The sequence below is a fragment of the Leptospira congkakensis genome (assembly GCF_004770265.1).
Lineage (GTDB): Bacteria > Spirochaetota > Leptospiria > Leptospirales > Leptospiraceae > Leptospira_A > Leptospira_A congkakensis.
The window spans coordinates 13,090-34,409 of the sequence record NZ_RQGQ01000011.1 but is presented as its reverse complement, the minus strand read 5'-3'; the positions used below and the strand labels follow the sequence as shown (position 1 = coordinate 34,409).

The following is a 21,320-nucleotide window of genomic DNA, read 5'->3' as shown; positions in this document are numbered from 1 at the left end:
TGAATAAAATCCATTGTAACAATGTATTAGCGAAAACTATTTATTGAAATTTAGATTGTTACATCTTTCACAAATTTCTTTCGGAATCACTCCTAGTTTCATAAGTAGACCAAATGCAAAACAACCAGCACACCATCCTAAAAAAGATTCGAGTGATGCAAAAAAAACGAGAGTTGCTAAAGCGATTTGGTAAGCCAATCTTAGATCTAAAACAAAAAACACAATCGCACCAACGCTAAATAAAAATCCGATAAGTTGTGCAAATCGTTTGGGTGGTCCTGCTGTGGCTACAAAAGAAATTCCGAGCCACGGGACTAAGTATCTAGAAGTAAAAAAAGCAAACGGTTCAAACTTTGGCCCGTAACTCAAACGCAAAGTAAACCCGGCAAGTAAGAGTGCGAGCACATAAGGGTTCGGAAATAGAATCGCAAAAACACCAAGGAATACGACAGTCGAGGCGACAATCCTTGTGACATTTTCATTGACCACGTCCGGATAATAACCAATTTTCATATTGCCCTCCATTCCTTTCCAAAGTACGAGGGGGGTTGCTTCTATCAAGAAAAATTCGCTTTATTGGATGAAATATTTATTTTATTGACGATATTTCGTCTTAAAAGAGAAAGACAGTATAAATTCAGGGGATATCTTCGTGAAAGTACTACGTGGTTACGGAATCTATCTATTTTTTTTCTCTCTTCTTTGGGCGTTCTTTGGAGAACCAAGCGCTGGGCCCTCTGTCCCTGCTACAAAACTAGCGGACTCCCCTTGGTTTCTCTCAGCTGAATCGGCCCTCTCCCTTCCGAAATATAAAATTCTAGACACTCGTTCTGCTGTTCCTCGTTTGAAAAACAAAGTTTCTGGAGCAGTTGTTTTGTCTTGGGAAGACTTGTCTCGCACCGAGACCCCCAATAAGGGAGATTTATTAGAACTAAAATTAGTTCGTAAAAAACTAAACGATTTAGGCCTCAAACAAGATGATAATGTTCTTGTGTTAGGTGATGGAAATTCTGGTTGGGGAGAAGAAGGGCGAATTGTCTGGAGTCTTCGAGAAGCCGGATTCAAACAATCCTATTGGATTGATGGGGGATATTCCTCTTATGAAAAACAAATCCAGAAAAAAACAAATCCTAAACCAGAGACTTTGGCAATCAACTCGCAATTAGCAAAAAATAAAACTCATGTTTCTGCTGCTATCTTTAAAGATGAAATATTAAAGGGATTACCATCGAAACAACACCAAATTTTAGATACAAGAGAACCGAGAGAGTTTACAGGAGCAACACCATACGGGGAATCTAGAGGAGGGCACATTCCAGGTGCTAAATCTTTTTTTTACCAAGAGTTGTTCGATGCCAAAGGGAATGTTAAATCAAAATCAGAGGTTGACGTTTATTTAAAACAGTTAGGCATTCAAAAAGAAAAACCCATTGTAGCTTATTGTACAGGTGGGGTTCGTTCCGCTTTTGTGGTTGGAATCCTTCGCACTTATGGATATAATGCATACAACTATGCGGGCTCAATGTGGGAATGGTCAAATGATCCAAAACTTCCGTTGGAAACTGGAAATTAAAAATTGAAACGAAATTTACTCATCCTCCTTTTGGTGTTAATCGTATTCAGTATTGGAGGATTTCTTTATCTGAACCAAAGAGAGGTTCCCATCGAACAAGTGTTCCCTGGCAAAATTTGGGCCAAACCAATTGAAAATCTTCCTGATTTAAAAGGAGTAGGGGCTCCCACTGCCAAAAATTGTGGGAACTGCCATACGGAAATTTATGAGGAATGGCAACGTTCTACCCATGCCAATGCCCTTACAGATATCCAATTCCAATCAGAACTTGCAAAGCCAAGTTCTCCTAAATGGATTTGTTTGAACTGTCATATCCCAGTACAAAATCAAAGAGAAACCATCATCACTGGTTTGCGTAATGGGGATTATTTTCGGCCTGTTGAAATTCCAAACCCTAATTTTAATCCTGATATGAAGGAGGAAGGGGTTACCTGCGCTACTTGCCATGTCAGATTGGATTCGCAGACAAATGAAAGTTATGTGATAGGTGGAACCGGTGGGACTTCTCCTCCTCATCCCATTAAAATTGATCGCAAACAATTATTAAACCGTTGTTATGATTGTCATAATGAAACTTATACTTTAAATGAATCACTCGTTTGTTCTTTCCAAACCGGATCAGAGTTACAAGCTACTCATTCCAATCAAACTTGTTCTTCTTGCCACCAACCGGAAGTTCGTCGTTCTTTTGTCAAAGCTTCGCTAAACAAACCGATTCGAACTTCTCACAAACATGGGTTTATTGGTGGTGGTGTTCCGAAAAGATTCGATTTGTATCCTGATCAAATTCGATTGGGTTACAAACCAGGGATTGTTCTCTCCAATTGGAAAGTAGAAAAAAATACAATCGAAGTACATATTAAAAATACTAACGCTGACCACCATGTGACAACGGGTGACCCAGAACGATTTTACCGCTTATCACTTGTCGGCTTGGATCAGAATGGAAATTCGATTTTTCAATCGGAAACAACTATTGGCCAGGAATGGTCTTGGTCACCTCAAGCAAAAAAAGTAAATGATACACGAATTCCATCGGGGAAGGTCTATGTTTGGGCATTGAAACAAACTGAACTTCCAGTGGTTTCCTATCGTTTCCAAGCAACTCATGTTCGTTTGAAGAATAATACTTCGGATTATATGAGTCAGTCCTCGGGTTATCTTACTTCTCCATATAAAGAAAAAGTAGAAAAGATAAAAGAATTATACCCTCATAGTTCCCTCGTCATTGAGTCCCTATACCAAATAAAAACAAAATCTAGAAAAGACACTTCACTAGAAGAATTATTCAAAAGGAATGCAGAAAGAAAAGGTGAGTAATATCCTTTGTATCATTCCTGCTCGGGATGAAGAAGAGGGCATTGAACGTGCATTAACTGGACTAATTACGAATTCTGGATTGCCTAAATCTAGTTTTATTGTAGTGAATAATGCATCTAGGGATCAAACACCGACTATCGTTAGAAAGATGGGGCTTCTCACTTTAGATTGTCCCGAGATAGGTTATGGGAATGCCTGTCTTGTTGCGCTCAATTGGATCAAAAATACAAAGTTAGAGCCGGATTATATTCTTTTCTGTGATGCGGATGGTTCTGATGATCCTATGGACATCCAAAAAATTATCCAAGTAATAAAAGAAACCCAAGCCGATTTAGTGATTGGTTCAAGAACCATAGGGATTGTAGAAAAAGGTTCTTTATCTCCGATACAAATATTTGGAAATGCACTGACTTGTTTCTTGATTCTTATTTTTTTCTGGCGTAAGTTTACAGATATGGGTCCACTCCGAATTTTAAAATATTCCTCACTTGTTCGGTTGGAGATGGAAGATCCAACTTGGGGGTGGAATATTGAAATGCATGTGAAAGCATTACAACAAAAAATGGATATAAGGGAGATCCCAGTAAACTATAGAAAACGATTTGCGGGTGTTTCTAAAATATCTGGTACCATTTCTATGTCGATACGTGTTGGGATCAAAATTTTATACACTTTTTTCCGGTTGTTACTTTTCCGTGTATATAAAAAATAATCTAACAAAGATTTTACTATCGATTCTTTATCCTGCTTTACTTTTTAGTTCTGCTCATTTTGGAAATCGAAACGATCTTAGTATTGTTTTAGTGATCTCAATTTTGTTGCCAATGTATTTCTATTTTTTGGCAGATATCGTTTCGATCTTTGGGAATGGATTTTATTTTTTCTTTGTCTACACAATTATTTTGCGTCTGATTATGATAGGATCTTCACCAGTTTGGAGTGATGATGTTTACCGTTATCTTTTTGATGCTAAATTATTTTTAGAAGGAATTTCTCCTTATCATTATACTCCAGAACAATTGACAGAATTTGTACAAACAACTCCGCTTGGATTGGGTTTTCTATTAACTAATATGAATAGTCCGGGTTATTATTCCGTTTATCCGTTATTATTGCAGTGTTTTTTTTCTTTGGGAATTATCATTGGATCTGTTTTTCAAAATAGTTTTGTCGGAGTTCAGATTTTAATCGTTCTGTTTGATATTTTGAATTTATTATTAATCCGAAAATTGTATCCTAGCCTTTCGAATAAATCCTATTGGTTGTATTTTGGAAATCCAATCGTCATCCTCGAAGGGATTTCTCAAATGCATCCAGAAATACTTTTGGTAACAGGTTCTCTCTTTTTGTTTTTATCCCGTTCCCATTTTTTAAAAATGGGTTCTTTTTTTCTTTTGACCCAGCTAAAATTTAATACCTTTCTTTTTGTTTTAGGGATTGGTTGGAGTCGTAGAACTTGGATTAAAGTTTTATCCATTACAATTCTTTCTTTGTTTGTGTGGAAGGTTACTGTGTTTTCTGATTTGGTTTTACAAGGGAGCGCAGGTTTAGGATTGTTCTTTCATTCTTTCCGATTTGCAGGTATTTTAGAACCTATTTTTTATTTTGTTTTGAATCCATTTCATGGGGAATACCTTTCTGGAATCCTTTCGTTTGTCGCCGTTAGTTTCCTTTATGTTTTTTATTTTCGAAAAAAGATATCGGAAGAACTCAGTCTACCTATCCGGTTTCTAATTATATATTCTTTATTTCTTCTGTTTTCTCCTGTCATACATCCTTGGTATTGGATTCTTTGGGTTTTATTTGTTATGGAGATCGGAAAAGTGGAAAGTGCTGTGGCGGCAGTTTCCTTTTTAGCTTTTTTATCTTATGGACTGTATGTTGATAGTGACTTTGTATACATCCATTGGTTGGTTTCTATTTTGGTTTTAGGTTTTTATGGATACAAACAAATTAATTATCTTCGCAAAACAACCTGAGTTAGGGAAAGTCAAAACTCGTCTTTCTGTTAGCATCGGAGATGAAAAAACTTTAAAGATATACTTTGAATTGCTTAGAATTACAAATGCAGTCACTTCCAATCTAAATGTTGAAAAGATTGTTTATTGGGATCACTTAATCGAAAAGCCAAGTTACGAATTTGGAAATACATTCAAAAAACAAATCCAGGAAATCGGTGATCTTGGTCGGAAAATGGAAGTAGCTTTTCAGAAAGAATTTCAATCTAAAGCCAAAAAGATTATTATTATTGGAACCGATTGTCCATTTTTAACTGAAGAAATTTTGCTCGATGCTTATCGGAAGTTAGATGCATCTGATTTTGTGATAGGACCTGCTCGTGATGGCGGTTATTATTTGCTCGGGATGAAAGAAGATTCGCCGTTTATCTTTCAGTCTATTCCTTGGAGCACCAAGGATGTATTATCTTTAACCATTCAGTCCATTCAAAAAAATAAAAAAACATATTCTCTGATAGAAGAGTTATGCGATATAGATGATATTGAAGACTTAAAATTTTGGAAAGGGTCTGACTATTAAATCGGTTGGACTTTGATTTCCACTCGTCGATTTAGTGTTTGGTGTTCTTTGGTTTTATTTGGTGATTTAGAATTTCCAAAAAAAAGCCTTCTGATTTGGTTTGGTTCTACAAAGTGAATTAATAGAAAACGTTCTACTTCCAAAGATCTTTTTTCGCTAACAATAACATCAGAAGCTGCATTGATTCCTTCGTTGGCATGCGCTTGTATGGAAATTTCATAATTTCTGTTTTGGTTTAGAAAATCTGCAGTTGTTTGTAAACGAACTAAGTCTGATTTAGAAATCTTCGAAGAATTTTTTGCGAAATAAATGGTAAATGTTTTAGGTTCCGATGGATTCTCTGTTTTTTTATATGGATTATCGAATACCACACCTTCTTGCGCTAACAATCCACCTGCGAGTAAACAATATTGAACGGTGTAAGTTAACAAAAGTAAACGAAGGTTTTTGCCTGGAATTGGGCTCTGCATATGATAATCATCGGGTGTTTAGAATTTTTTCAATACGATAGATTTTAAAATTATGATTGAAATATGTCCCTTCAAATTATTTTTCAAGTCTAAGGTGTGCAAATGAAACTAAAAGATTTGGCTGAACAATTAGGTGCAAGTTTCACCGGCTCCGGTGAACTAGAGATCAATGGAATTAAAGATTTAGAACACCATACTCCCGTAGATCCAAGTAGCATTTATTATGTGGCCTCTAAAAAATATTTAGCCAAACACAAAAAAGCTTCTGAAGTAAAAATTGCGCTTACCATAGAATCTTTAGCTTCATTATTCCCCAATGCCATCATCATTCCCGAAGAGGGATCCAAAGTAAAATTCATTCAAGTCGTATCTTTGTTTGAAAAAAAACCAAAACATACTGCTTCTATCTCTGCAAAAGCCAGCATTCATCCCACCGCCAAACTAGGAAAAGATGTAACCATTATGGATTTTGCTGTCATCCAAGAAAACGTAATCATTGGAGATCGAGCCGTGATTTATCCCAATGTAGTTTTGGAACCAGGTGTAGAGATTGGGGAAGATACAGTTTTGAAATCAGGAGTCATTATCTATTACAACTGTAAGTTGGGAAAAAGAAATTTGATCCATTCTAATACTGTCATTGGAGCCGACGGGTTTGGTTTTTTTGACTATGCTGGGGTTCGTTATAAAGTTCCTCAAATTGGAAATGTAATTATTGGAGATGAGGTAGAGATGGGAGCTCATTGTACGGTTGATCGTGCGGCTCTTGAATCCACAACCATTGGAAGTTTTACAAAATTTGATGACCATGTACATGTTGGTCACAATTGTCGTGTTGGTAATTATGTATTCATTGCGGGAGCCACGGTTCTTGCTGGTTCCGTTACAATTGAAGATGGATGTTTTTTGGCTGGTCAATCTGCTGTAGCAGAACACCTAACAATGAAAAAAGGGTCTATCTTATTAGGACTATCTGGACTCACAGAAGATTCCAAAGAAAAAACAGTTTATTTTGGAATTCCTGCGAGACCGGCATTGGAGATGCATAGGATTCATAGTTCTCTTCCTATGTTACCAGAAGTGGTGAAAGACTTTTCGAAACGGAAAAAAGAAGAAGGGTAGTTAGGGTTAACGATTCTAGGATTGTTTTAGAAAGTAGGTTTAGGTCGCTTACTTTTTAGATTCTAGAATCCATTGTTTCCAGATTTCTGGAACAAATCCAATGGTGGCACGTTTGCCATCTCTTACTATTGGTGTTTTGAATAAAAGGGGGTTTGTGAGAAGAGCCTCTTCCTTATCGTATAACATGTATTTTAGATTTTTGTCTTCGTAAACCTTAGATTCCGTATCAATCAAATCATCCAATTTTACACTTCCTAAGATGGATCTGAGTTCTCCTTTGCTCATTTCTTTTTCTTGGAGGTTGATGAATTGAAAATTCACACGTCGTTCCTGGAAGAACAACTGAGCCTTCTTAGACTCTTTGCATTTTTTGGTTCCGAAGATTTGGAGATTCATCCAAAAATAGACTTTTTGAAATCTTCTAAAAGAGGTTCTGTTCCAGACAACATCAATTCGATTTGGTCTTTATCCAAATCATACATCACATGTGCTTGTAGATACTGGGTGAATTCTTCCGCAGAAACTTTTTTTGCATCGAAGTTTTCTTTTAGAAAGTTATACCAAGCGGCAAGGATGACTTTTTGGTGAGCCAATTCTTTAATACCAATGGTAATGATTTTAGAGGATTTCATGTAATTTTCTTCAAGCATGATACTCAGCCGAAGGGATCGTCAATCTAAAAACCTCTGGAAGACTGAAAAATAAAGAACCCATGATCCAGAATTTAAATCCAACCTTCTAAAAGTTTGTGCAGTGCTCACAGTCGCATCAAGAATTCGTGTATCATCAATCACACCTACTTTCCCATCAGCTCGGATATAAAAACTCGACATTTCGCCGTTATAGTTCCCGTAAAACTTATCAATAGCGACATGGTGGTATCCAAGACCAATTTGAAGAAAGGTATCTTCGTATAACCGACGATTGATGGCGGTTTCTGCTCGGTAGGCAAGTCCGCTACCTCGAAGCCTTCCTCTTTGGTTGAAGAATTGTGTGTCGGGAGCAAGTTCACCAACAGAATACCCCCTAATGTTCCAATCCGCGGAAGTAAAACCAACTCCAAGTCCATTTTCCCATTCCCAGTTTCTGTAAATAGGCATAGTGAAATAATACATCCCGAGTACATGATAGGAATATATTTCGGAAGTAAGTTTAGTATAATACAAGTCGCTCGTAACTTCCGTTAAACGAAGCATACTCCAGTCATTCCTCCCCACTACGAATCCAACTCTTGATCTTGAATCTAAAAGGAAACGAACAAAACCTTCGTATAAGTTGGATGTTTTACCTCCATTCAGACTCACACTGGAAAAAACGAGAGGATTAAAAGTAGACGAGAACTGTTTGAGGTCGCCATCAAATCGGCCTGGAACTCTTTCTCCGGCTCCATACCGCATTCCCACCTCGATCCCAGAGGGTTCGGCGCTTAAGTGGTCAAAGGCTAAGGGAGAAATCATAAAAACCAGAAACGGGAGGATCACAATACATCTTGACATAACAATTTCATCCAATTTCGTGAGGAAGAACCAATATGGAAACACTCTTTCAAAACGGATCTAAGTTTAATCTGATTTTAGGATCAGACATTCTCAGCCCTTATTTCTATCTCATTCTGATTGCCTCAGTTTATTTGAGCTTTCGGTTGGGATTTCCGCAAATTCGTTTTCTCTTTCTCGCACTTAAAATCCTCACAGGCAACATGGACTTTAAAGGTTCCAAAGGCCAACTGGTGCATTCCCAAGCTTTCTTTGCTGGGATTGGATCTTCACTCCTTGTTGGTTCCATCATTGGAACGGCTCTTGCCATCGCTTATGGGGGAATTGGCGTTCTCTTTTGGATCTGGGTGATGAGTTTGTTTGTGATGCCCATTCGTTTTGTTTCCTCTACTCTGGCGGTAAAGTTTAGAAACCAACTTCCTAGTGGACGATATCTTTCTGGACCCATGTATTTTATCGAAAAAGCATTACGGGCTAAGTGGCTAGCAGTGGCTTTTTCTTTGGCAAGTTTAGTCACCGTTCTTTTGTTTGGTGGGATTTTTCCTTTTGTGGGCCTTACTTACATTACCAAAGAAGGATTAAATCTTTCGGGGCTTTCTGGTCCGATTTCTATTTCCGTCATTTTGCTTTTTATTGTGATTGGTGGTGTTAGGCGAGTGGGCCGTGCTGCTTCTATCCTTGCTCCTATTGGTATCATTCTTTTTATTTTTGGATATGTGTCTTTGTTTTCAAATGGGATGATTTCCTTTTTTGGATTTTTATCTGATGTAACAAAAGAAGCCTTTTCGATTAAAGCACTGCAAGGTGGCGGTGCCTTTGGGATTTTACGTGCTCTTTCTGTTTCTTTAGGAACTTTCTTTTTATCCACAGAAACGGCGGTTGGAAAATCATCAGGAATTGCTGGTGTTGTAAGAACCGATTACGCCGCAAAACAAGGATTAGTGAGTATGTTGGCCTCCTTTTTTGAAGGATTTATCATGGCCACTCTCGTTGGATTTGTTTTGTATTCCTATGGTGCAGTCAATTTAGAAACCATTCTTTCTTTTCCTGATAGAATTTTGGAACAAAGAGAATCCTTACCTGCAATTTTGTTTTTCATTTCCTTTTTATGTTTTGGGATTTTGAGTTTGGCGGGTTGGTTTTATAGTGGAGAACAAAATGCATTTTATGTGTTTGGTGAAAAGTTTTCCAATTTTTTTAGAATGTTATTTATTGGATCCACCCTTGGTTTTGCTTATTTATATGTAAAATATGGAATTGATGTTCTTAGTTTTGTGATGCATTGGGGTTATATTGCCGCAGTGATCACAAGCGTTCCTTTGTTGGTTTCTCTAATGTTACTTGGAAAATCTGCAAATTTTGAACTCAAAAAATACCTTTCTGAATCTGGCGCAAGATATGAGATCTTCAAGGATATCTATCTTTTATTTTTAACCTTACTTCCTAAAAACCTGATCTCTAAACTGTTTGGTTACTTCTCCATGTTTAAAATGCCAAGGTTTATGATGATCCCTATTTTAAAGGCTTTCGCAAAGGCTTATAAAATTAATTTAAGCGAAGCGGAACTTGAAATTAAAGAATACGCATCCTTAAATCAGTTCTTTACTCGTGCCCTTCGTGCCGAAGCAAGGATCATCGATTCGGCTGCCAACGCTGTAGTTTCTCCAACCGATTCGAAAATCACAAGTTTTGGTAACATCAACCAATCAACAATCATTCAGGCGAAAGGGATTGATTATTCCGTAAAAGAATTGTTAGGTTCCGAGAAATACTATCCTTACTTTACGAATGGAAAATACATTACCTTTTATTTGTCACCACAGGATTATCATCGTATCCACAGTCCTTTTGCTGGCCAAATTTTAGGTTATTATTATGAACCAGGAAAACTTTTTCCGGTAAATGATTTGGCCGTTCTGAATATCCGAGGGCTTTTCCCGAAAAACGAAAGACTCATTACCTTCTTACAGACAGAATACGGTAAAGTTGCCGTAATCAAAGTAGGGGCGTCAAACGTAGGAAAAATTCGAGTGACTTACGATAATAAAATTGTGACAAACAATTGGATTCGTTTTGCGAAAGAACATCACTACAAAGATGTTTCCATCATGATCGATAAAGGATCTGAGTTGGGTCGCTTCGAGATGGGTTCTACGGTCATTCTCGTGTTTGAAAATGATACCATCGACTTGACAAACATTGCTCTTGGTGACAAAATCCAATACGGAACTACTGTTGGAAACTTTCGTTCTAAAACAACGAAACTACCGGTAAAAGCATAGACATGCCAAACTCACAACTCGCCACCTTCCCTAAAGAAATTTCTTTCGATGATGATGCGCTCTATATCGAATGGAAGGATGGCCACGGGTCGAAGTATTCCCTCCTCGACCTTCGTAAAAAATGTCCCTGTGCCACTTGTCGGGGTGGGCATGGTGGGAAAGTAGGGGATGCGACGGGTCATATTCAGTCCATCAAACTCCTATCTTGGACAAAAGTGGGCCGTTATGCGATTTCTATCGTTTGGAGCGACTACCATAACACAGGAATTTATTCCTATGACAACCTTCGGGCTTACTCCGATGGATTCGAGAGCGCTTTTGACTGATTTTAGCTTACTTTTTGTCAATTCGGAAAAAAACTGAGTGACAAAAAGATTCATATTATGTCTCATTATCCTAAGTTTTTCCGGAGATAAAAGGGTATGGGTGAAGGTTCACTCTCACAAGACGAGATAGACGCATTACTACAAGGTGCGGATGATACATTCGACCTTTCTTCCTTAAGTGGCGCCTCAAGTTCGTCATCGGACAACCTATCTCCTATTGACCGCGACATTATTTCTGATGTGATCGGCTCTGCATTTCAGGTGGCGGGGAACACTCTTGGCACGATCTTGGCAAAAAACACTCGTTTTATGAACCCTGCCACCGAATCGAGCTCCTCTGCTGATATCCAAAAAGAACTCGGCACCAAATCGGTTAGTTTGTTTTCAACAATTAGCGGAAGTTTGGCGGGACGAGTTTGTCTCATTATGGCCCAAGAAAACGCTGCAAAAATTGCAGGTGTGATGATGGGTGGAATGACCCCTCCCGGCCAATTGGATAACGCACAACTCCAAACCTTAAAAGATTCACTCGCTCCTATTTTAGGCACTGTAACTGCACAAATAGGAATGAAACTGAATGGCACTATGTCAGGAAGTCCACCTGAAATTGCCTTAGTTAACTCTGGTCGTGATTTACAACTTCCAGATGACAGTAGTTTGGTGAAAACGTCTCTCAGTTTGAATATTGACGGAGTTGGTTCCTTTAAAGTATATTATGTAATCGCATTGTCTATGGCAAATTCCATTTTGGACATCCAAAAAGGTGGCGGCCAAAAACAACAACAACAGTCCGGCGGAATGAATGTCAACATGCAGCCCAATATGGGTATGGGTGGTGGACAAGGATCTGTTGGAATCAAAGGTGTTAATTTTCCATCCCTTGCAACCGCTGGTGGTGGTCCTGGACAAACCAATCTCAATCTTCTTATGGATGTGCAGATGGCACTGACGGTGGAGCTTGGAAGAACCAAAATGTACATCAAAGACATTTTGGGACTCGGTGAAGGATCCATCATCGAACTAGACAAGTTAGCTGGTGAGCCAGTAGATTTACTTGTGAACGGTAAACTCATCGCTAAAGGTGAGGTTGTGGTCATCGACGAAAATTTCGGGGTTCGTGTGACTGATATCGTTAGCCCTACCGATCGACTCAAAGGCGAGAAATGATCAATTCCATAAAGAAAAAGCTAAATCAAAAGGGGCAAGTTATGTACTTTTGCCTGGCGCTTTTTTTTGTAGTGACTCCTTTGTTTTCGCAGAATGCTGATACGAAGGAATTGGATTCAATCTTACGCCAGGAACTCGGTGACTCCAAATCCAAACCAAATTCGGGATCTGCTCCTGCTACAAATGGATCTTCTAATACTGATAAGGCGACAAATAACGAAACTCCCAAGGTATCTGAAGAAACCAACCTAATCCAAGAAAGATACGCAGAAAACGCAGATGATTCTCCATCTGCAACATGGATTTTACTAAAAATTTTGTTTGTACTCGCGATCCTTGTGGGTGCAGGTTATTATCTAATTTTACAAATGCAAAAATCAAAATCTGCAAAATATCCTGTAAAAGGATTTATGAAGGTTTTGTCTAGTTTGTCATTGTCTGCAACCCAATCAGTTCAAATCGTAGAGGTGGGTGGCCGTACACTTGTGTTAGGTGTCGCTGATGGTTCCGTGAGTTTACTTACAGAAGTCACTGCCCCAGAGGAAAAATCGCAAATCCAAAAGATGAAAGAGGAAGCCGATCCTTATGTTCCGAATTTTCTAGAAACGGTTCTTGAAAGTTTACAATCTAAGGCACAAAGAAAAATTCGAATCAACCCATCTAAAATGGAAGGTTTAGAATTTGATGGAGCCGCTGAGATCCAAAGAAAGGCAAAAGAAGGATTGGAGCGATTGCGTAAACACCGGGAATTGTTGGAGGGAGGAGAGTCATGAGATCTCGTTTTTTTTCCTTCCTTAAGAGACATAAATCTATTATTTTTCTCATTACTATTCTCTTTCTTGTTACCGCCGGTGGATTTACGGGACTTATGGCGCAAGACAAAGGATCGAGAATCCCTATCCCAAATTTATCATTTAACGTAAATGAGGCGAAAGGACCCAAAGAAACAAGTTTATCTCTTATGATTCTTTTTCTTGTGACCATCCTTTCTTTGGCACCGGCAATTGTCATGAGTGTGACTTCGTTTACTAAGGTAGTCATTGTTTTTGATTTTGTGAGAAGGGCATTGTCTCTTCAAAACCTGCCACCTAACCAGGTGATGATGGGCCTTGCCCTTTTTGTTACTTTTTTTATTATGGCTCCGACCATTGGTAAGGTGAATGATGAAGCACTCCAACCTTACCTCAATGGAAAAATTGACCAATCGGCGATGATGGAAGGATCCATGAAACATCTACGTCAGTTTATGATCCGACAACTCGGTCGAGATGGAACCAAAGATGTGGCCTTGTTTTTAAAAATCGGAAAAGTGGAAAATGTAAAATCCTTTGAGGATGTTCCTTCTTATGTTTTGGTTCCGGCTTTTATGCTTAGCGAAATCAAAAAAGCATTTATCATCGGAATTTATATCTTCATTCCTTTTATTGTCATCGATTTGATTGTAGCTTCAGCCCTGCTTGCTATGGGTTTTATGATGTTGCCTCCGGTGATGATTTCTCTTCCTTTGAAACTCATTCTTTTCATCCTGATTGATGGTTGGAACTTACTCGTTTTAGAGCTCGTAAGGAGTTATAAATGACAGAAGTCGACGTAGTCAACTTGATGCGGGAAGCATTCATTGTTACTTTAAAAATTTCTAGCCCAATTTTGATTACTGCACTTGTTGTGGGATTAATTGTTGGTATTTTGCAAACAACAACTTCCATCCAAGAACCAACGATAGCTTTTGTTCCAAAACTTGTATCGATTTTTGCTGTGATCGTTTTTTTCTCAGCATGGATGGTTCGAGTGATGACAGACTATACACGAGAAATTTTTTTTATGATAGAAAAGATATGATATGGAACCATTTGTTTTACACTTTCAATCGTTTCTTTTTGTTTTAGTTCGACTTCTCGGACTCTTTCTTGTCGCGCCATTTTTTTCATCTGAATCTATTAATTTTTCATTAAGAATGATCTTTTCCTTTATGGTTTCTCTTATTGTTTACCCGGTTGTGGCAACTTATATGCCACCAGTCCCTGGTCATATGATTAACTTCGGAATTTTGATCGTTTCTGAAATGTTAATTGGTATCTTTATTGGATTTCTCGTATCACTTGTGTTTGCTGCCTTCCAAATGGCAGGTGAATTTTTTAATAACCAAATTGGTTTTGGTTATACGGAAATTTTAGATCCTGTCACGCAGAACTCACTTCCTGCCATTGGAACTATGAAAAACCTAATGGCAACGGCACTTTTCCTTGTGATTGGGGCACATCGGTTTCTGATAGAAACTTTGGCATATTCGTTTGAAAAAATTAGAATCATCTCGTTTACGGGTAAGGTAAATGCTGGTTTGTACAAACTAATGGAAGATGCAATTGGTGCCATGTTTGTGGTTTCGTTTAAGATTGCTCTTCCCGTGATGGGGATTTTGTTTTTGGTCTCTTTGGCAGAGGGCCTTATGGGAAAGGCTGCACAACAAATGAATGTGATGTCCATGTCTTTCCCACTCAAAGTATTTATAGGAACACTTACACTGATTGCAACACTTACCTTTATCGCCACACAAATGGTGCAAGGAATTCAGATCTCTATGGACAAGGCAAGTTTACTCATTCGGGAGTGGCCAAGTCTATGAAAGGATATCAATTCAAAAGATTAAGATTGATAGGTGAAAATACTCTAAATTGGATCAAGTCAGTGTTTGGCGGTCTTGATTCTTTTGGTTCAATCGTTTTATCGTTTTTTGACTTTCCTTACAAGGTACAGCAGGACATTGCGGGTGTCCCTTCTGGTTTTTCCTCTGGATATTATGAAATCCAACTCCAACTATTTGCTGCGGCCGATGAAGGGAGAACGGAACCGCCGAGTGAACGTCGTAGGCGTGAAGAGAAAGAAAAAGGGAACGTACCTAAATCTAATGAAGTTGCTTCCACTCTAGTTTTGTTAGGTGGAACTGGAGTTTTGTTTATTTTGGGTGATACATTTATCCGAAATACGGCTATTTTTATTAAAAAATATTTACCCATGGGAATGAAACTGGACCGGTTCGGAGCGGAAGAGTTTCGAGTCATTTTAACGGGGGTTTCTCGTGATTTTTTCAATTTACTTTGGCCAGTCCTTGCGATTACATTAGTTTTTGCTATTGTTGGAAATGTGGTGCAAGTGGGGTTTATGTTTTCACCAAGAGCATTGTCGTTCAGATTTGATCGAATAGCACCCAACTTCAAAAGAGTCCTTCCTAACCGCCAAACATTGTTTAATTTACTGAAGTCTTTGGCAAAAGTCATTATGATTGGAATCATTAGTTATGTATTAATATCTGGTGATTTTCTTAAAGTTTTACTTACTGGGAATATGGGAATGATGCAGGCCATCAAACTCATCACTTATTCTGGATTCAAAATCATGATGGCTGCTGGTCTTTTGTTACTTGGAATTGCCGTTGCCGATTTTTATTTTCAAAAATCAGAATTTGAAGAATCTTTGAAACAAACTCCTTCAGAAGCCAAACGAGAGATGAAAGAAGATTCGGGAGATCCTGTGATGAAAAATCGTAGGATGCAATTGGCACGCGACATGATGCAAGGAAATATGCTTCGTGAGGTTCCGAAAGCTGATGTTGTCATTACAAATCCCACTCATTATTCTGTAGCTTTATCTTATGAAATGGGAAGGGATTCTGCCCCAAGAGTCATTGCTAAGGGTGAAAACCGCCTAGCACTAGAAATACGAAGGATCGCTCGTGAAAACGATGTTCCAATCGTAGAAAGTCCAAAACAAGCACGTCTTTTATACGCACAAGTCGAAGTGGGTCAGGAAATTCCGCAAGAGTTCTTCAACGCGGTGGTTCAAATCCTTATCACTCTTGAGAAGTTTAGAAAAAAAGTAGGAATGGGATAAGCGAATGAATTTTAGAGACATACTCAAACAATCCGATGTGGTTTTAGGAGTGGGAACCCTCCTGATTTTGGGAATGTTGATTGTCCCATTGCCGGGATTTCTTTTAGACATTCTCATCGTTGTGAGTATAGGACTTGGACTCCTCATTCTCATGACAGCATTGTCGGTCACGGAACCAAGTGAATTTTCTATCTTTCCAAGTTTGTTACTAATCACCACCTTATTTCGATTAGCGTTAAACGTATCCACAACAAGACAGATTTTGTCTAAAGGTCCTGCCATGAATTCGAGCGTGATCGAAGCATTTGGAACCTTTGTTGTGGGTGGGGAATCTGGTCTTGGAAAGTATGTTGTAGGTCTTATTATCTTTATTATTTTAACAATCGTTCAGGTTCTTGTTATTACCAAAGGTGCGACTCGTATCTCGGAAGTTGCAGCAAGGTTTACTTTGGACGGATTACCACAAAAACAAATGTCCATTGATATGGAACTAAACAGTGGTGCGATTACGGAAGCCGAAGCAAAGGTAAAACGAAAAAAAGTCCAACGAGAAGTAGATTTTTATGGGGCTATGGATGGAGCTTCAAAATTCGTACAAGGAGATGTAAGAGCCGGCCTTATCATTACTGCGATCAACTTACTCGGTGGGATTTTAATCGGATCCACAATTCGTGGAGAATCATTTTTAGCATCAATTGAAACTTATGGAAAGTTTACGATTGGGGATGGACTGGTTTCACAAATTCCTGGACTACTTTCCACAACCGCAACCGGTATCATTGTCACTCGTTCTAGTTCCGAAAAAAAACTAACCGTTGAGATCAAAGACCAATTATTTGGAAATGCGAAAACATTGTATGTTGTCGCAGGTGCTCTTGGTGTTGCTAGTTTGATTCCAGGTCTTCCGTTTTTCTCTCTTTTGTTTTTAGCAGGAGCCATTGGATATTTGGGATATTCGATTGAAAAAGTAGCAAAAGAAGAAATCAAAAAAATCGAAAATGTTGCTCAGGAAAAAGTCCAAGAGAAAAAACCCGAAAACTATATCAAAGAAATTTCTGTGGAAGCCATTCAAGTGGAACTTGGAAGAGACTTGCTCCCGTTAGTCGATTCTTCTTCTGGTGGGCATTTGTTGGAACAAATTGCCAACACACGCAAAAAATTTGCGATTGATTTTGGCCTTGTGATTCCGGCCATTCGGATCATCGACAATTTAGAAATCCCTCATGATAATTATAGCATTCGCATTAATGGTGTTGTGGTTGGTCAATCAGCTGTGAAGGCTGACCGTTTGATGGCGATGAATAATACATCACGGAATTTAGAAGCAATCATTGGAGAACCTTTTACAGAACCTGCCTTTGGATTAAAAGCAACATGGATTGATCCTAATGATAAAATTGAAGTGGAGAACAAAGGATATTCTGTTGTGGATCCATCCACTGTGATCATCACCCATCTAAAAGAGTTAATTTCGAATTATGCATCACAACTTTTGGGAAGAGAAGAAGTGAAAGCGCTCCTCGAACATCTACGACAAACCCATCCAACTCTTGTGGGAGAATTGGATTACGACAAACAAGGAAGGCTTGGTATCATCCAACAAACTTTACAAAATCTTTTGGCAGAAGGTTTATCCATCAAAAACCTTCCCAAAATTATGGATGCGATTGCCAACCATCTACCAAGGACAAACAATCCATTTGATTTAGCAGAACACGTGAGACAAGCTCTCTCTAGACAAATCATCAACGATTTCCTTTCTCCCGATGGAAAGTTACATGTTGTTACCATTGATCCAAGGATCATTGATCGTATGAACAAAAGTATCACTCTGGATGAAACAGATGGAAGTAAACTCATCATCCTTCCTCATGATGTTCGTGTGAGAATTTTGGAATCAGTTTATAATGAACTCCAAAAGGCTTTGGATGAAAATAGATTCCTCATTTTTGTGGTTTCTAGATACTTAAGACAAGCCTTTGCATTCTTTTTGACAAAGGAACTACCCCCCAGGAACTTTGCAGTAATTGCTTCAGAAGAGATCCATAGAGGGGTTCCTACAGAAATCGCTTCGGTTCTCAGCCTTCCATCCAGAGAGGAACACCCACAAGAAGCATAGGAGAAAATCTTTGCCAAGTTCTGTTCCATCGTACCGCATTTCTGTTGCTCCGATGATGGACTGGACCGACAGACATTTCCGCTTTTTTATGCGGTTAGTCTCCAAACAAACCTTACTTTATACGGAGATGGTAACTACGGGTGCCATCCTCCGTGGAAAAGACAATCACAGATACTTAGACTTTTCAAAAGAAGAACATCCCATCGCTCTCCAGTTAGGTGGAGATTCACCAGAAGCTCTGGCAGAATGTGCCAAAATTGGTGAAAACTACGGATATAATGAAATCAATTTGAATGTCGGTTGTCCTTCGGACCGAGTCCAAAGTGGAAGTTTTGGTGCTTGTCTCATGAAGGAACCAGAACTTGTGGCAGAGATGGTATCTGCTTGTAAGGCAAAGGTTAAAATTCCTGTTACCGTAAAACATCGAATTGGTGTGAATGGAAAAGAGAGTTACGAAGACTTACATCATTTTGTTTCTACAATCAATGCAGCAGGTGTGGATCATATCATCGTCCATGCAAGGATTGCTATTTTGGAGGGGCTTTCTCCGAAAGAAAATCGAACGATTCCTCCACTTCGATATGCAGACGTATATAAATTAAAAAATGATTTTCCTGGATTACCAATGACTATCAACGGGGGAATCAAAACACATTCAGAAATTTCGGACCATCTAATGAAAGTAGATGGTGTGATGATTGGGCGGGCTGCTTACGACAATCCGTTTTTATTTCAGGATGTGGACGGATTGTATTTCGATTCTAAAGAGAAACCTCCATCGAGAGAAGAGGTAATTGAGGAACTTATCCCATACGTACGTTCTGTTCTTAAAAAAGAAGGAAAAGTGCATCATATTTTACGTCATGTTTTGGGTCTTTATTTTGGAGAAAGAGGAGCTCGCGAGTATCGGAAATTTTTAACTGATCGAATGCATCTGGACCTTGCGAATGAATCCATTTTGGAGGATTTTTTAAAGCGTTAAGGATCCGTAGGGCGTAAGGCCAGATTATCGTCTAACGACGACAAGCTGGCGGGAGCGTAAGCGCACCCCGAAGGAGCCTGACCCTTTTGCAAAGGGATTCGAAACATCAATGATTTGGGAACGCCCAAAGAAAACTTAAGAAAAGTCAATCTAAATATTTTAAAACAAAAGGTATAGAGTAACCAACATTAGACGGTCGTCATCGCCAATTCGTTCAAAAAATTCTGGATTTGCCTGAAAAAGGCAACAAAAAGACATCGAAAATCTATTAAAATCAAATGGGTTGACAGGGCGCTTTCTCTTCTCAGCCTGGTTAAATTAAGAGGGAATACCATGACCAAGCCACTCACCGTACAAAGTGATAAAACAATGCTTCTTGAGGTGGATAACCCAGAATTTGAAGCCTGTCGGGACCTCATTGCAAAATTCGCTGAGCTTGAAAAAAGCCCTGAATATATGCATACTTACCGCATCTCACCACTGTCTTTGTGGAATGCCGCATCCATCAAAATGACTGCAGATGAGATCATCGAAGGTTTAACTAAGTTTGCGCGTTATTCAGTTCCTAAAAACGTAATGAATGAAGTGAGAGAACAAATCTCTCGTTACGGAAAAGTAAAACTGGTAAAAGAAGAATCTGGGGAATTGTATATCATTTCCAACGAAAAAGGATTCATCACAGAAATTGCAAACAACCGCGCCGTTCAACCCTTTGTGGATGGAATGGAAGGTGATAAAATTCGTATTAAAAAAGAATATCGTGGTCACATCAAACAAGCGTTAATCAAAATTGGTTTCCCTGTCGAAGACCTTGCGGGTTATGATGAAGGAAATAAATATCCATTTAACCTACGCCCTGTTACCATCAGTGGTATCAAATTCGGAATGCGTGACTACCAAAGAGCATCGGTCGAAGCCTTTCATGCCGGTGGACGTAACGAAGGGGGATCTGGTGTTGTAGTTCTTCCTTGCGGTGCGGGGAAAACCATCGTGGGTATGGGGGTCATGCAAATTGTCGGAGCAGAAACTCTGATTCTTGTAACGAACACTTTGTCCATTCGTCAGTGGAGAAATGAAATTTTAGACAAAACTGACATCCCAGAGTCGGACATTGGTGAGTATTCGGGAGAGATGAAAGAAATCAAACCCATCACGATTGCGACATATAACATCTTAACTCATAGAAAGAAAAAAGGTGGGGACTTCACACACTTTCATATCTTCAGTGCAAACAACTGGGGACTGATTGTTTATGATGAGGTTCACTTATTACCAGCACCTGTTTTCCGTATGACATCGGAACTCCAAGCGAAACGTAGATTAGGTCTTACGGCAACTCTTGTGCGTGAAGATGGACTCGAAGAAGATGTATTCTCACTTATTGGTCCTAAAAAATATGATGTACCATGGAAGGAGCTTGAAGCAAAGTCTTGGATTGCAGAAGCCAATTGTGTGGAGATTCGTGTTCCCATGGAAGATGATCTTCGTATGAAGTATTCTGTGGCTGACGACCGTGAAAAGTTCCGTTTGGCATCAGAAAATCCAGAGAAACTTCGTGCGATTAGTTATATCTTAAAAAAACATTCCACTAATAACATTTTGGTGATTGGACAGTATATCAATCAGTTAGAAGAGATTTCCAATACTTTCAAAATCCCTTTGATTACTGGAAAAACTCCATTACCTGAGAGACAAGAACTGTACCAAGCTTTCCGTACGGGACAAATCAAACAACTTGTGGTTTCGAAAGTGGCGAACTTCTCTATCGATTTACCAGATGCTAACATTGCAATTCAGGTATCGGGAACTTTTGGTTCGAGACAAGAGGAAGCACAGCGCCTTGGAAGGATCCTTCGTCCGAAATCCCAAGACAATACGGCAATTTTTTACTCACTGATTTCGCGTGATACGAATGAAGAGAGATTCGGACAAAACCGACAACTCTTCCTCACCGAACAAGGGTATGAATACGAAATTTATACTTTGGATCAGTTTAAAGAAACTGTACCGGAAGAATTACTCACTAAATAGAGGATA

The 21,320-nt window shown here is 38.9% G+C and carries 22 protein-coding genes; 17 read left to right on the top strand and 5 right to left on the bottom strand.

All coding sequences use genetic code 11. From position 1 onward, the window contains the following. Positions 1-36: 36 nt before the first annotated feature. The gene (locus EHQ70_RS07455; protein WP_135585037.1) at positions 37-513 is read right to left on the bottom strand and encodes a DUF4395 domain-containing protein; all 477 of its coding nucleotides are present in this window, start codon (positions 511-513) and stop codon (positions 37-39) included. A gap of 139 nt (positions 514-652) precedes the next feature. Here EHQ70_RS07455 and EHQ70_RS07450 point away from each other — a divergent pair, with 139 nt between their 5' ends. Genes EHQ70_RS07450 through EHQ70_RS07430 form a run of 5 tightly spaced genes read left to right on the top strand, consistent with a single transcriptional unit; the run spans position 653 to position 5,431 of the window. After that, on the top strand, positions 653-1,573 hold the full coding sequence (locus EHQ70_RS07450) for a sulfurtransferase (RefSeq protein WP_135585035.1): 921 nt from the start codon (positions 653-655) through the stop codon (positions 1,571-1,573). A gap of 3 nt (positions 1,574-1,576) precedes the next feature. Further along, entirely contained in the window at positions 1,577-2,893 is a 1,317-nt protein-coding gene (locus EHQ70_RS07445) for a multiheme c-type cytochrome (RefSeq protein ID WP_135585033.1), read from the top strand. Further along, positions 2,871-3,605, top strand: coding sequence for a glycosyltransferase family 2 protein (locus EHQ70_RS07440; RefSeq protein ID WP_208729516.1), 735 nt, complete (start codon positions 2,871-2,873; stop codon positions 3,603-3,605). The genes EHQ70_RS07445 and EHQ70_RS07440 overlap by 23 nt, the downstream gene beginning before the upstream one ends. Continuing rightward, positions 3,589-4,872 (top strand): MptA/MptB family glycosyltransferase, encoded by a 1,284-nt coding sequence (locus EHQ70_RS07435; protein WP_135585031.1) that lies wholly within the window; start codon positions 3,589-3,591, stop codon positions 4,870-4,872. The genes EHQ70_RS07440 and EHQ70_RS07435 overlap by 17 nt, the downstream gene beginning before the upstream one ends. After that, entirely contained in the window at positions 4,832-5,431 is a 600-nt protein-coding gene (locus EHQ70_RS07430) for a TIGR04282 family arsenosugar biosynthesis glycosyltransferase (protein WP_135585029.1), read from the top strand. The genes EHQ70_RS07435 and EHQ70_RS07430 overlap by 41 nt, the downstream gene beginning before the upstream one ends. Here EHQ70_RS07430 and EHQ70_RS07425 read toward each other — a convergent pair. After that, positions 5,428-5,901, bottom strand: a complete 474-nt coding sequence (locus EHQ70_RS07425; RefSeq protein ID WP_135585027.1) for an OmpA family protein — start codon at positions 5,899-5,901, stop codon at positions 5,428-5,430. The two genes, EHQ70_RS07430 and EHQ70_RS07425, sit on opposite strands and share 4 nt — an antisense overlap. Before the next feature lie 102 nt (positions 5,902-6,003). Here EHQ70_RS07425 and lpxD point away from each other — a divergent pair, with 102 nt between their 5' ends. After that, positions 6,004-7,023, top strand: a complete 1,020-nt coding sequence (gene lpxD / locus EHQ70_RS07420) for a UDP-3-O-(3-hydroxymyristoyl)glucosamine N-acyltransferase (RefSeq protein WP_135585025.1) — start codon at positions 6,004-6,006, stop codon at positions 7,021-7,023. A gap of 48 nt (positions 7,024-7,071) precedes the next feature. Here the strand turns inward: lpxD and EHQ70_RS07415 are convergent, their stop codons facing one another. The 3 genes from EHQ70_RS07415 to EHQ70_RS07405 are packed head-to-tail and all read right to left on the bottom strand — an operon-like array spanning position 7,072 to position 8,519. Beyond that, on the bottom strand, positions 7,072-7,419 hold the full coding sequence (locus tag EHQ70_RS07415; RefSeq protein WP_135585023.1) for an arsenate reductase family protein: 348 nt from the start codon (positions 7,417-7,419) through the stop codon (positions 7,072-7,074). Beyond that, positions 7,416-7,655: a hypothetical protein gene (locus EHQ70_RS07410; RefSeq protein ID WP_135585021.1), complete on the bottom strand. Its 240-nt coding sequence runs from the start codon at positions 7,653-7,655 to the stop codon at positions 7,416-7,418. Before EHQ70_RS07410 ends, EHQ70_RS07415 begins: the two co-directional genes overlap by 4 nt. 39 nt (positions 7,656-7,694) lie before the next feature. Beyond that, on the bottom strand, positions 7,695-8,519 hold the full coding sequence (locus EHQ70_RS07405) for an LIC_11366 family protein (RefSeq protein WP_135585019.1): 825 nt from the start codon (positions 8,517-8,519) through the stop codon (positions 7,695-7,697). Between the two features lie 35 nt (positions 8,520-8,554). Here EHQ70_RS07405 and asd point away from each other — a divergent pair, with 35 nt between their 5' ends. The 11 genes from asd to EHQ70_RS07350 all read left to right on the top strand — a co-directional run bounded on the left by asd (position 8,555) and on the right by EHQ70_RS07350 (position 21,314). Continuing rightward, entirely contained in the window at positions 8,555-10,801 is a 2,247-nt protein-coding gene (gene asd / locus EHQ70_RS07400) for an archaetidylserine decarboxylase (RefSeq protein ID WP_135585017.1), read from the top strand. Positions 10,802-10,803: 2 nt separating this feature from the next. After that, the gene (locus tag EHQ70_RS07395) at positions 10,804-11,127 is read left to right on the top strand and encodes a DUF971 domain-containing protein (protein WP_135585015.1); all 324 of its coding nucleotides are present in this window, start codon (positions 10,804-10,806) and stop codon (positions 11,125-11,127) included. Positions 11,128-11,223: 96 nt separating this feature from the next. After that, a complete protein-coding gene (fliN, locus tag EHQ70_RS07390) occupies positions 11,224-12,294 on the top strand; it encodes a flagellar motor switch protein FliN (RefSeq protein ID WP_135585013.1) in 1,071 nt (356 codons plus the stop codon). 41 nt (positions 12,295-12,335) lie between these two features. Next, positions 12,336-13,067, top strand: a complete 732-nt coding sequence (locus EHQ70_RS07385) for a FliO/MopB family protein (RefSeq protein ID WP_135585010.1) — start codon at positions 12,336-12,338, stop codon at positions 13,065-13,067. Continuing rightward, a complete protein-coding gene (gene fliP, locus EHQ70_RS07380) occupies positions 13,064-13,873 on the top strand; it encodes a flagellar type III secretion system pore protein FliP (RefSeq protein WP_135585007.1) in 810 nt (269 codons plus the stop codon). The genes EHQ70_RS07385 and fliP overlap by 4 nt, the downstream gene beginning before the upstream one ends. Further along, positions 13,870-14,133: a flagellar biosynthesis protein FliQ gene (gene fliQ / locus EHQ70_RS07375; RefSeq protein WP_004786411.1), complete on the top strand. Its 264-nt coding sequence runs from the start codon at positions 13,870-13,872 to the stop codon at positions 14,131-14,133. The genes fliP and fliQ overlap by 4 nt, the downstream gene beginning before the upstream one ends. Position 14,134: 1 nt before the next feature. Beyond that, positions 14,135-14,917, top strand: coding sequence for a flagellar biosynthetic protein FliR (gene fliR, locus EHQ70_RS07370; RefSeq protein ID WP_135585005.1), 783 nt, complete (start codon positions 14,135-14,137; stop codon positions 14,915-14,917). Further along, entirely contained in the window at positions 14,914-16,182 is a 1,269-nt protein-coding gene (locus EHQ70_RS07365) for an EscU/YscU/HrcU family type III secretion system export apparatus switch protein (RefSeq protein ID WP_135585003.1), read from the top strand. The genes fliR and EHQ70_RS07365 overlap by 4 nt, the downstream gene beginning before the upstream one ends. Before the next feature lie 4 nt (positions 16,183-16,186). Beyond that, on the top strand, positions 16,187-18,301 hold the full coding sequence (locus EHQ70_RS07360; RefSeq protein WP_135585001.1) for a flagellar biosynthesis protein FlhA: 2,115 nt from the start codon (positions 16,187-16,189) through the stop codon (positions 18,299-18,301). A gap of 10 nt (positions 18,302-18,311) precedes the next feature. Further along, positions 18,312-19,283: a tRNA dihydrouridine(20/20a) synthase DusA gene (gene dusA, locus EHQ70_RS07355; RefSeq protein WP_135584999.1), complete on the top strand. Its 972-nt coding sequence runs from the start codon at positions 18,312-18,314 to the stop codon at positions 19,281-19,283. A 333-nt stretch (positions 19,284-19,616) separates the two neighbouring features. Further along, positions 19,617-21,314: a DNA repair helicase XPB gene (locus EHQ70_RS07350; protein ID WP_135584997.1), complete on the top strand. Its 1,698-nt coding sequence runs from the start codon at positions 19,617-19,619 to the stop codon at positions 21,312-21,314. The last annotated feature ends 6 nt before the right edge of the window (positions 21,315-21,320 follow it).

What these genes read in the sequence shown, in the direction of transcription:
- EHQ70_RS07415 (WP_135585023.1), bottom strand. Translation starts at nt 7,419, where the DNA reads ATGAATCTCCAAATCTTCGGAACCAAAAAATGCAAAGAGTCTAAGAAG.
- EHQ70_RS07365 (WP_135585003.1), top strand. Translation starts at nt 14,914, where the DNA reads ATGAAAGGATATCAATTCAAAAGATTAAGATTGATAGGTGAAAATACT.
- EHQ70_RS07360 (WP_135585001.1), top strand. Translation starts at nt 16,187, where the DNA reads ATGAATTTTAGAGACATACTCAAACAATCCGATGTGGTTTTAGGAGTG.
- EHQ70_RS07440 (WP_208729516.1), top strand. Translation starts at nt 2,871, where the DNA reads ATGCAGAAAGAAAAGGTGAGTAATATCCTTTGTATCATTCCTGCTCGG.
- asd (WP_135585017.1), top strand. Translation starts at nt 8,555, where the DNA reads ATGGAAACACTCTTTCAAAACGGATCTAAGTTTAATCTGATTTTAGGA.
- EHQ70_RS07430 (WP_135585029.1), top strand. Translation starts at nt 4,832, where the DNA reads ATGGATACAAACAAATTAATTATCTTCGCAAAACAACCTGAGTTAGGG.
- fliQ (WP_004786411.1), top strand. Translation starts at nt 13,870, where the DNA reads ATGACAGAAGTCGACGTAGTCAACTTGATGCGGGAAGCATTCATTGTT.
- EHQ70_RS07405 (WP_135585019.1), bottom strand. Translation starts at nt 8,519, where the DNA reads ATGTCAAGATGTATTGTGATCCTCCCGTTTCTGGTTTTTATGATTTCT.
- EHQ70_RS07385 (WP_135585010.1), top strand. Translation starts at nt 12,336, where the DNA reads ATGTACTTTTGCCTGGCGCTTTTTTTTGTAGTGACTCCTTTGTTTTCG.
- EHQ70_RS07410 (WP_135585021.1), bottom strand. Translation starts at nt 7,655, where the DNA reads ATGAAATCCTCTAAAATCATTACCATTGGTATTAAAGAATTGGCTCAC.
- fliN (WP_135585013.1), top strand. Translation starts at nt 11,224, where the DNA reads ATGGGTGAAGGTTCACTCTCACAAGACGAGATAGACGCATTACTACAA.
- EHQ70_RS07455 (WP_135585037.1), bottom strand. Translation starts at nt 513, where the DNA reads ATGAAAATTGGTTATTATCCGGACGTGGTCAATGAAAATGTCACAAGG.
- EHQ70_RS07350 (WP_135584997.1), top strand. Translation starts at nt 19,617, where the DNA reads ATGACCAAGCCACTCACCGTACAAAGTGATAAAACAATGCTTCTTGAG.
- lpxD (WP_135585025.1), top strand. Translation starts at nt 6,004, where the DNA reads ATGAAACTAAAAGATTTGGCTGAACAATTAGGTGCAAGTTTCACCGGC.
- fliP (WP_135585007.1), top strand. Translation starts at nt 13,064, where the DNA reads ATGAGATCTCGTTTTTTTTCCTTCCTTAAGAGACATAAATCTATTATT.
- EHQ70_RS07395 (WP_135585015.1), top strand. Translation starts at nt 10,804, where the DNA reads ATGCCAAACTCACAACTCGCCACCTTCCCTAAAGAAATTTCTTTCGAT.
- fliR (WP_135585005.1), top strand. Translation starts at nt 14,135, where the DNA reads ATGGAACCATTTGTTTTACACTTTCAATCGTTTCTTTTTGTTTTAGTT.
- EHQ70_RS07425 (WP_135585027.1), bottom strand. Translation starts at nt 5,901, where the DNA reads ATGCAGAGCCCAATTCCAGGCAAAAACCTTCGTTTACTTTTGTTAACT.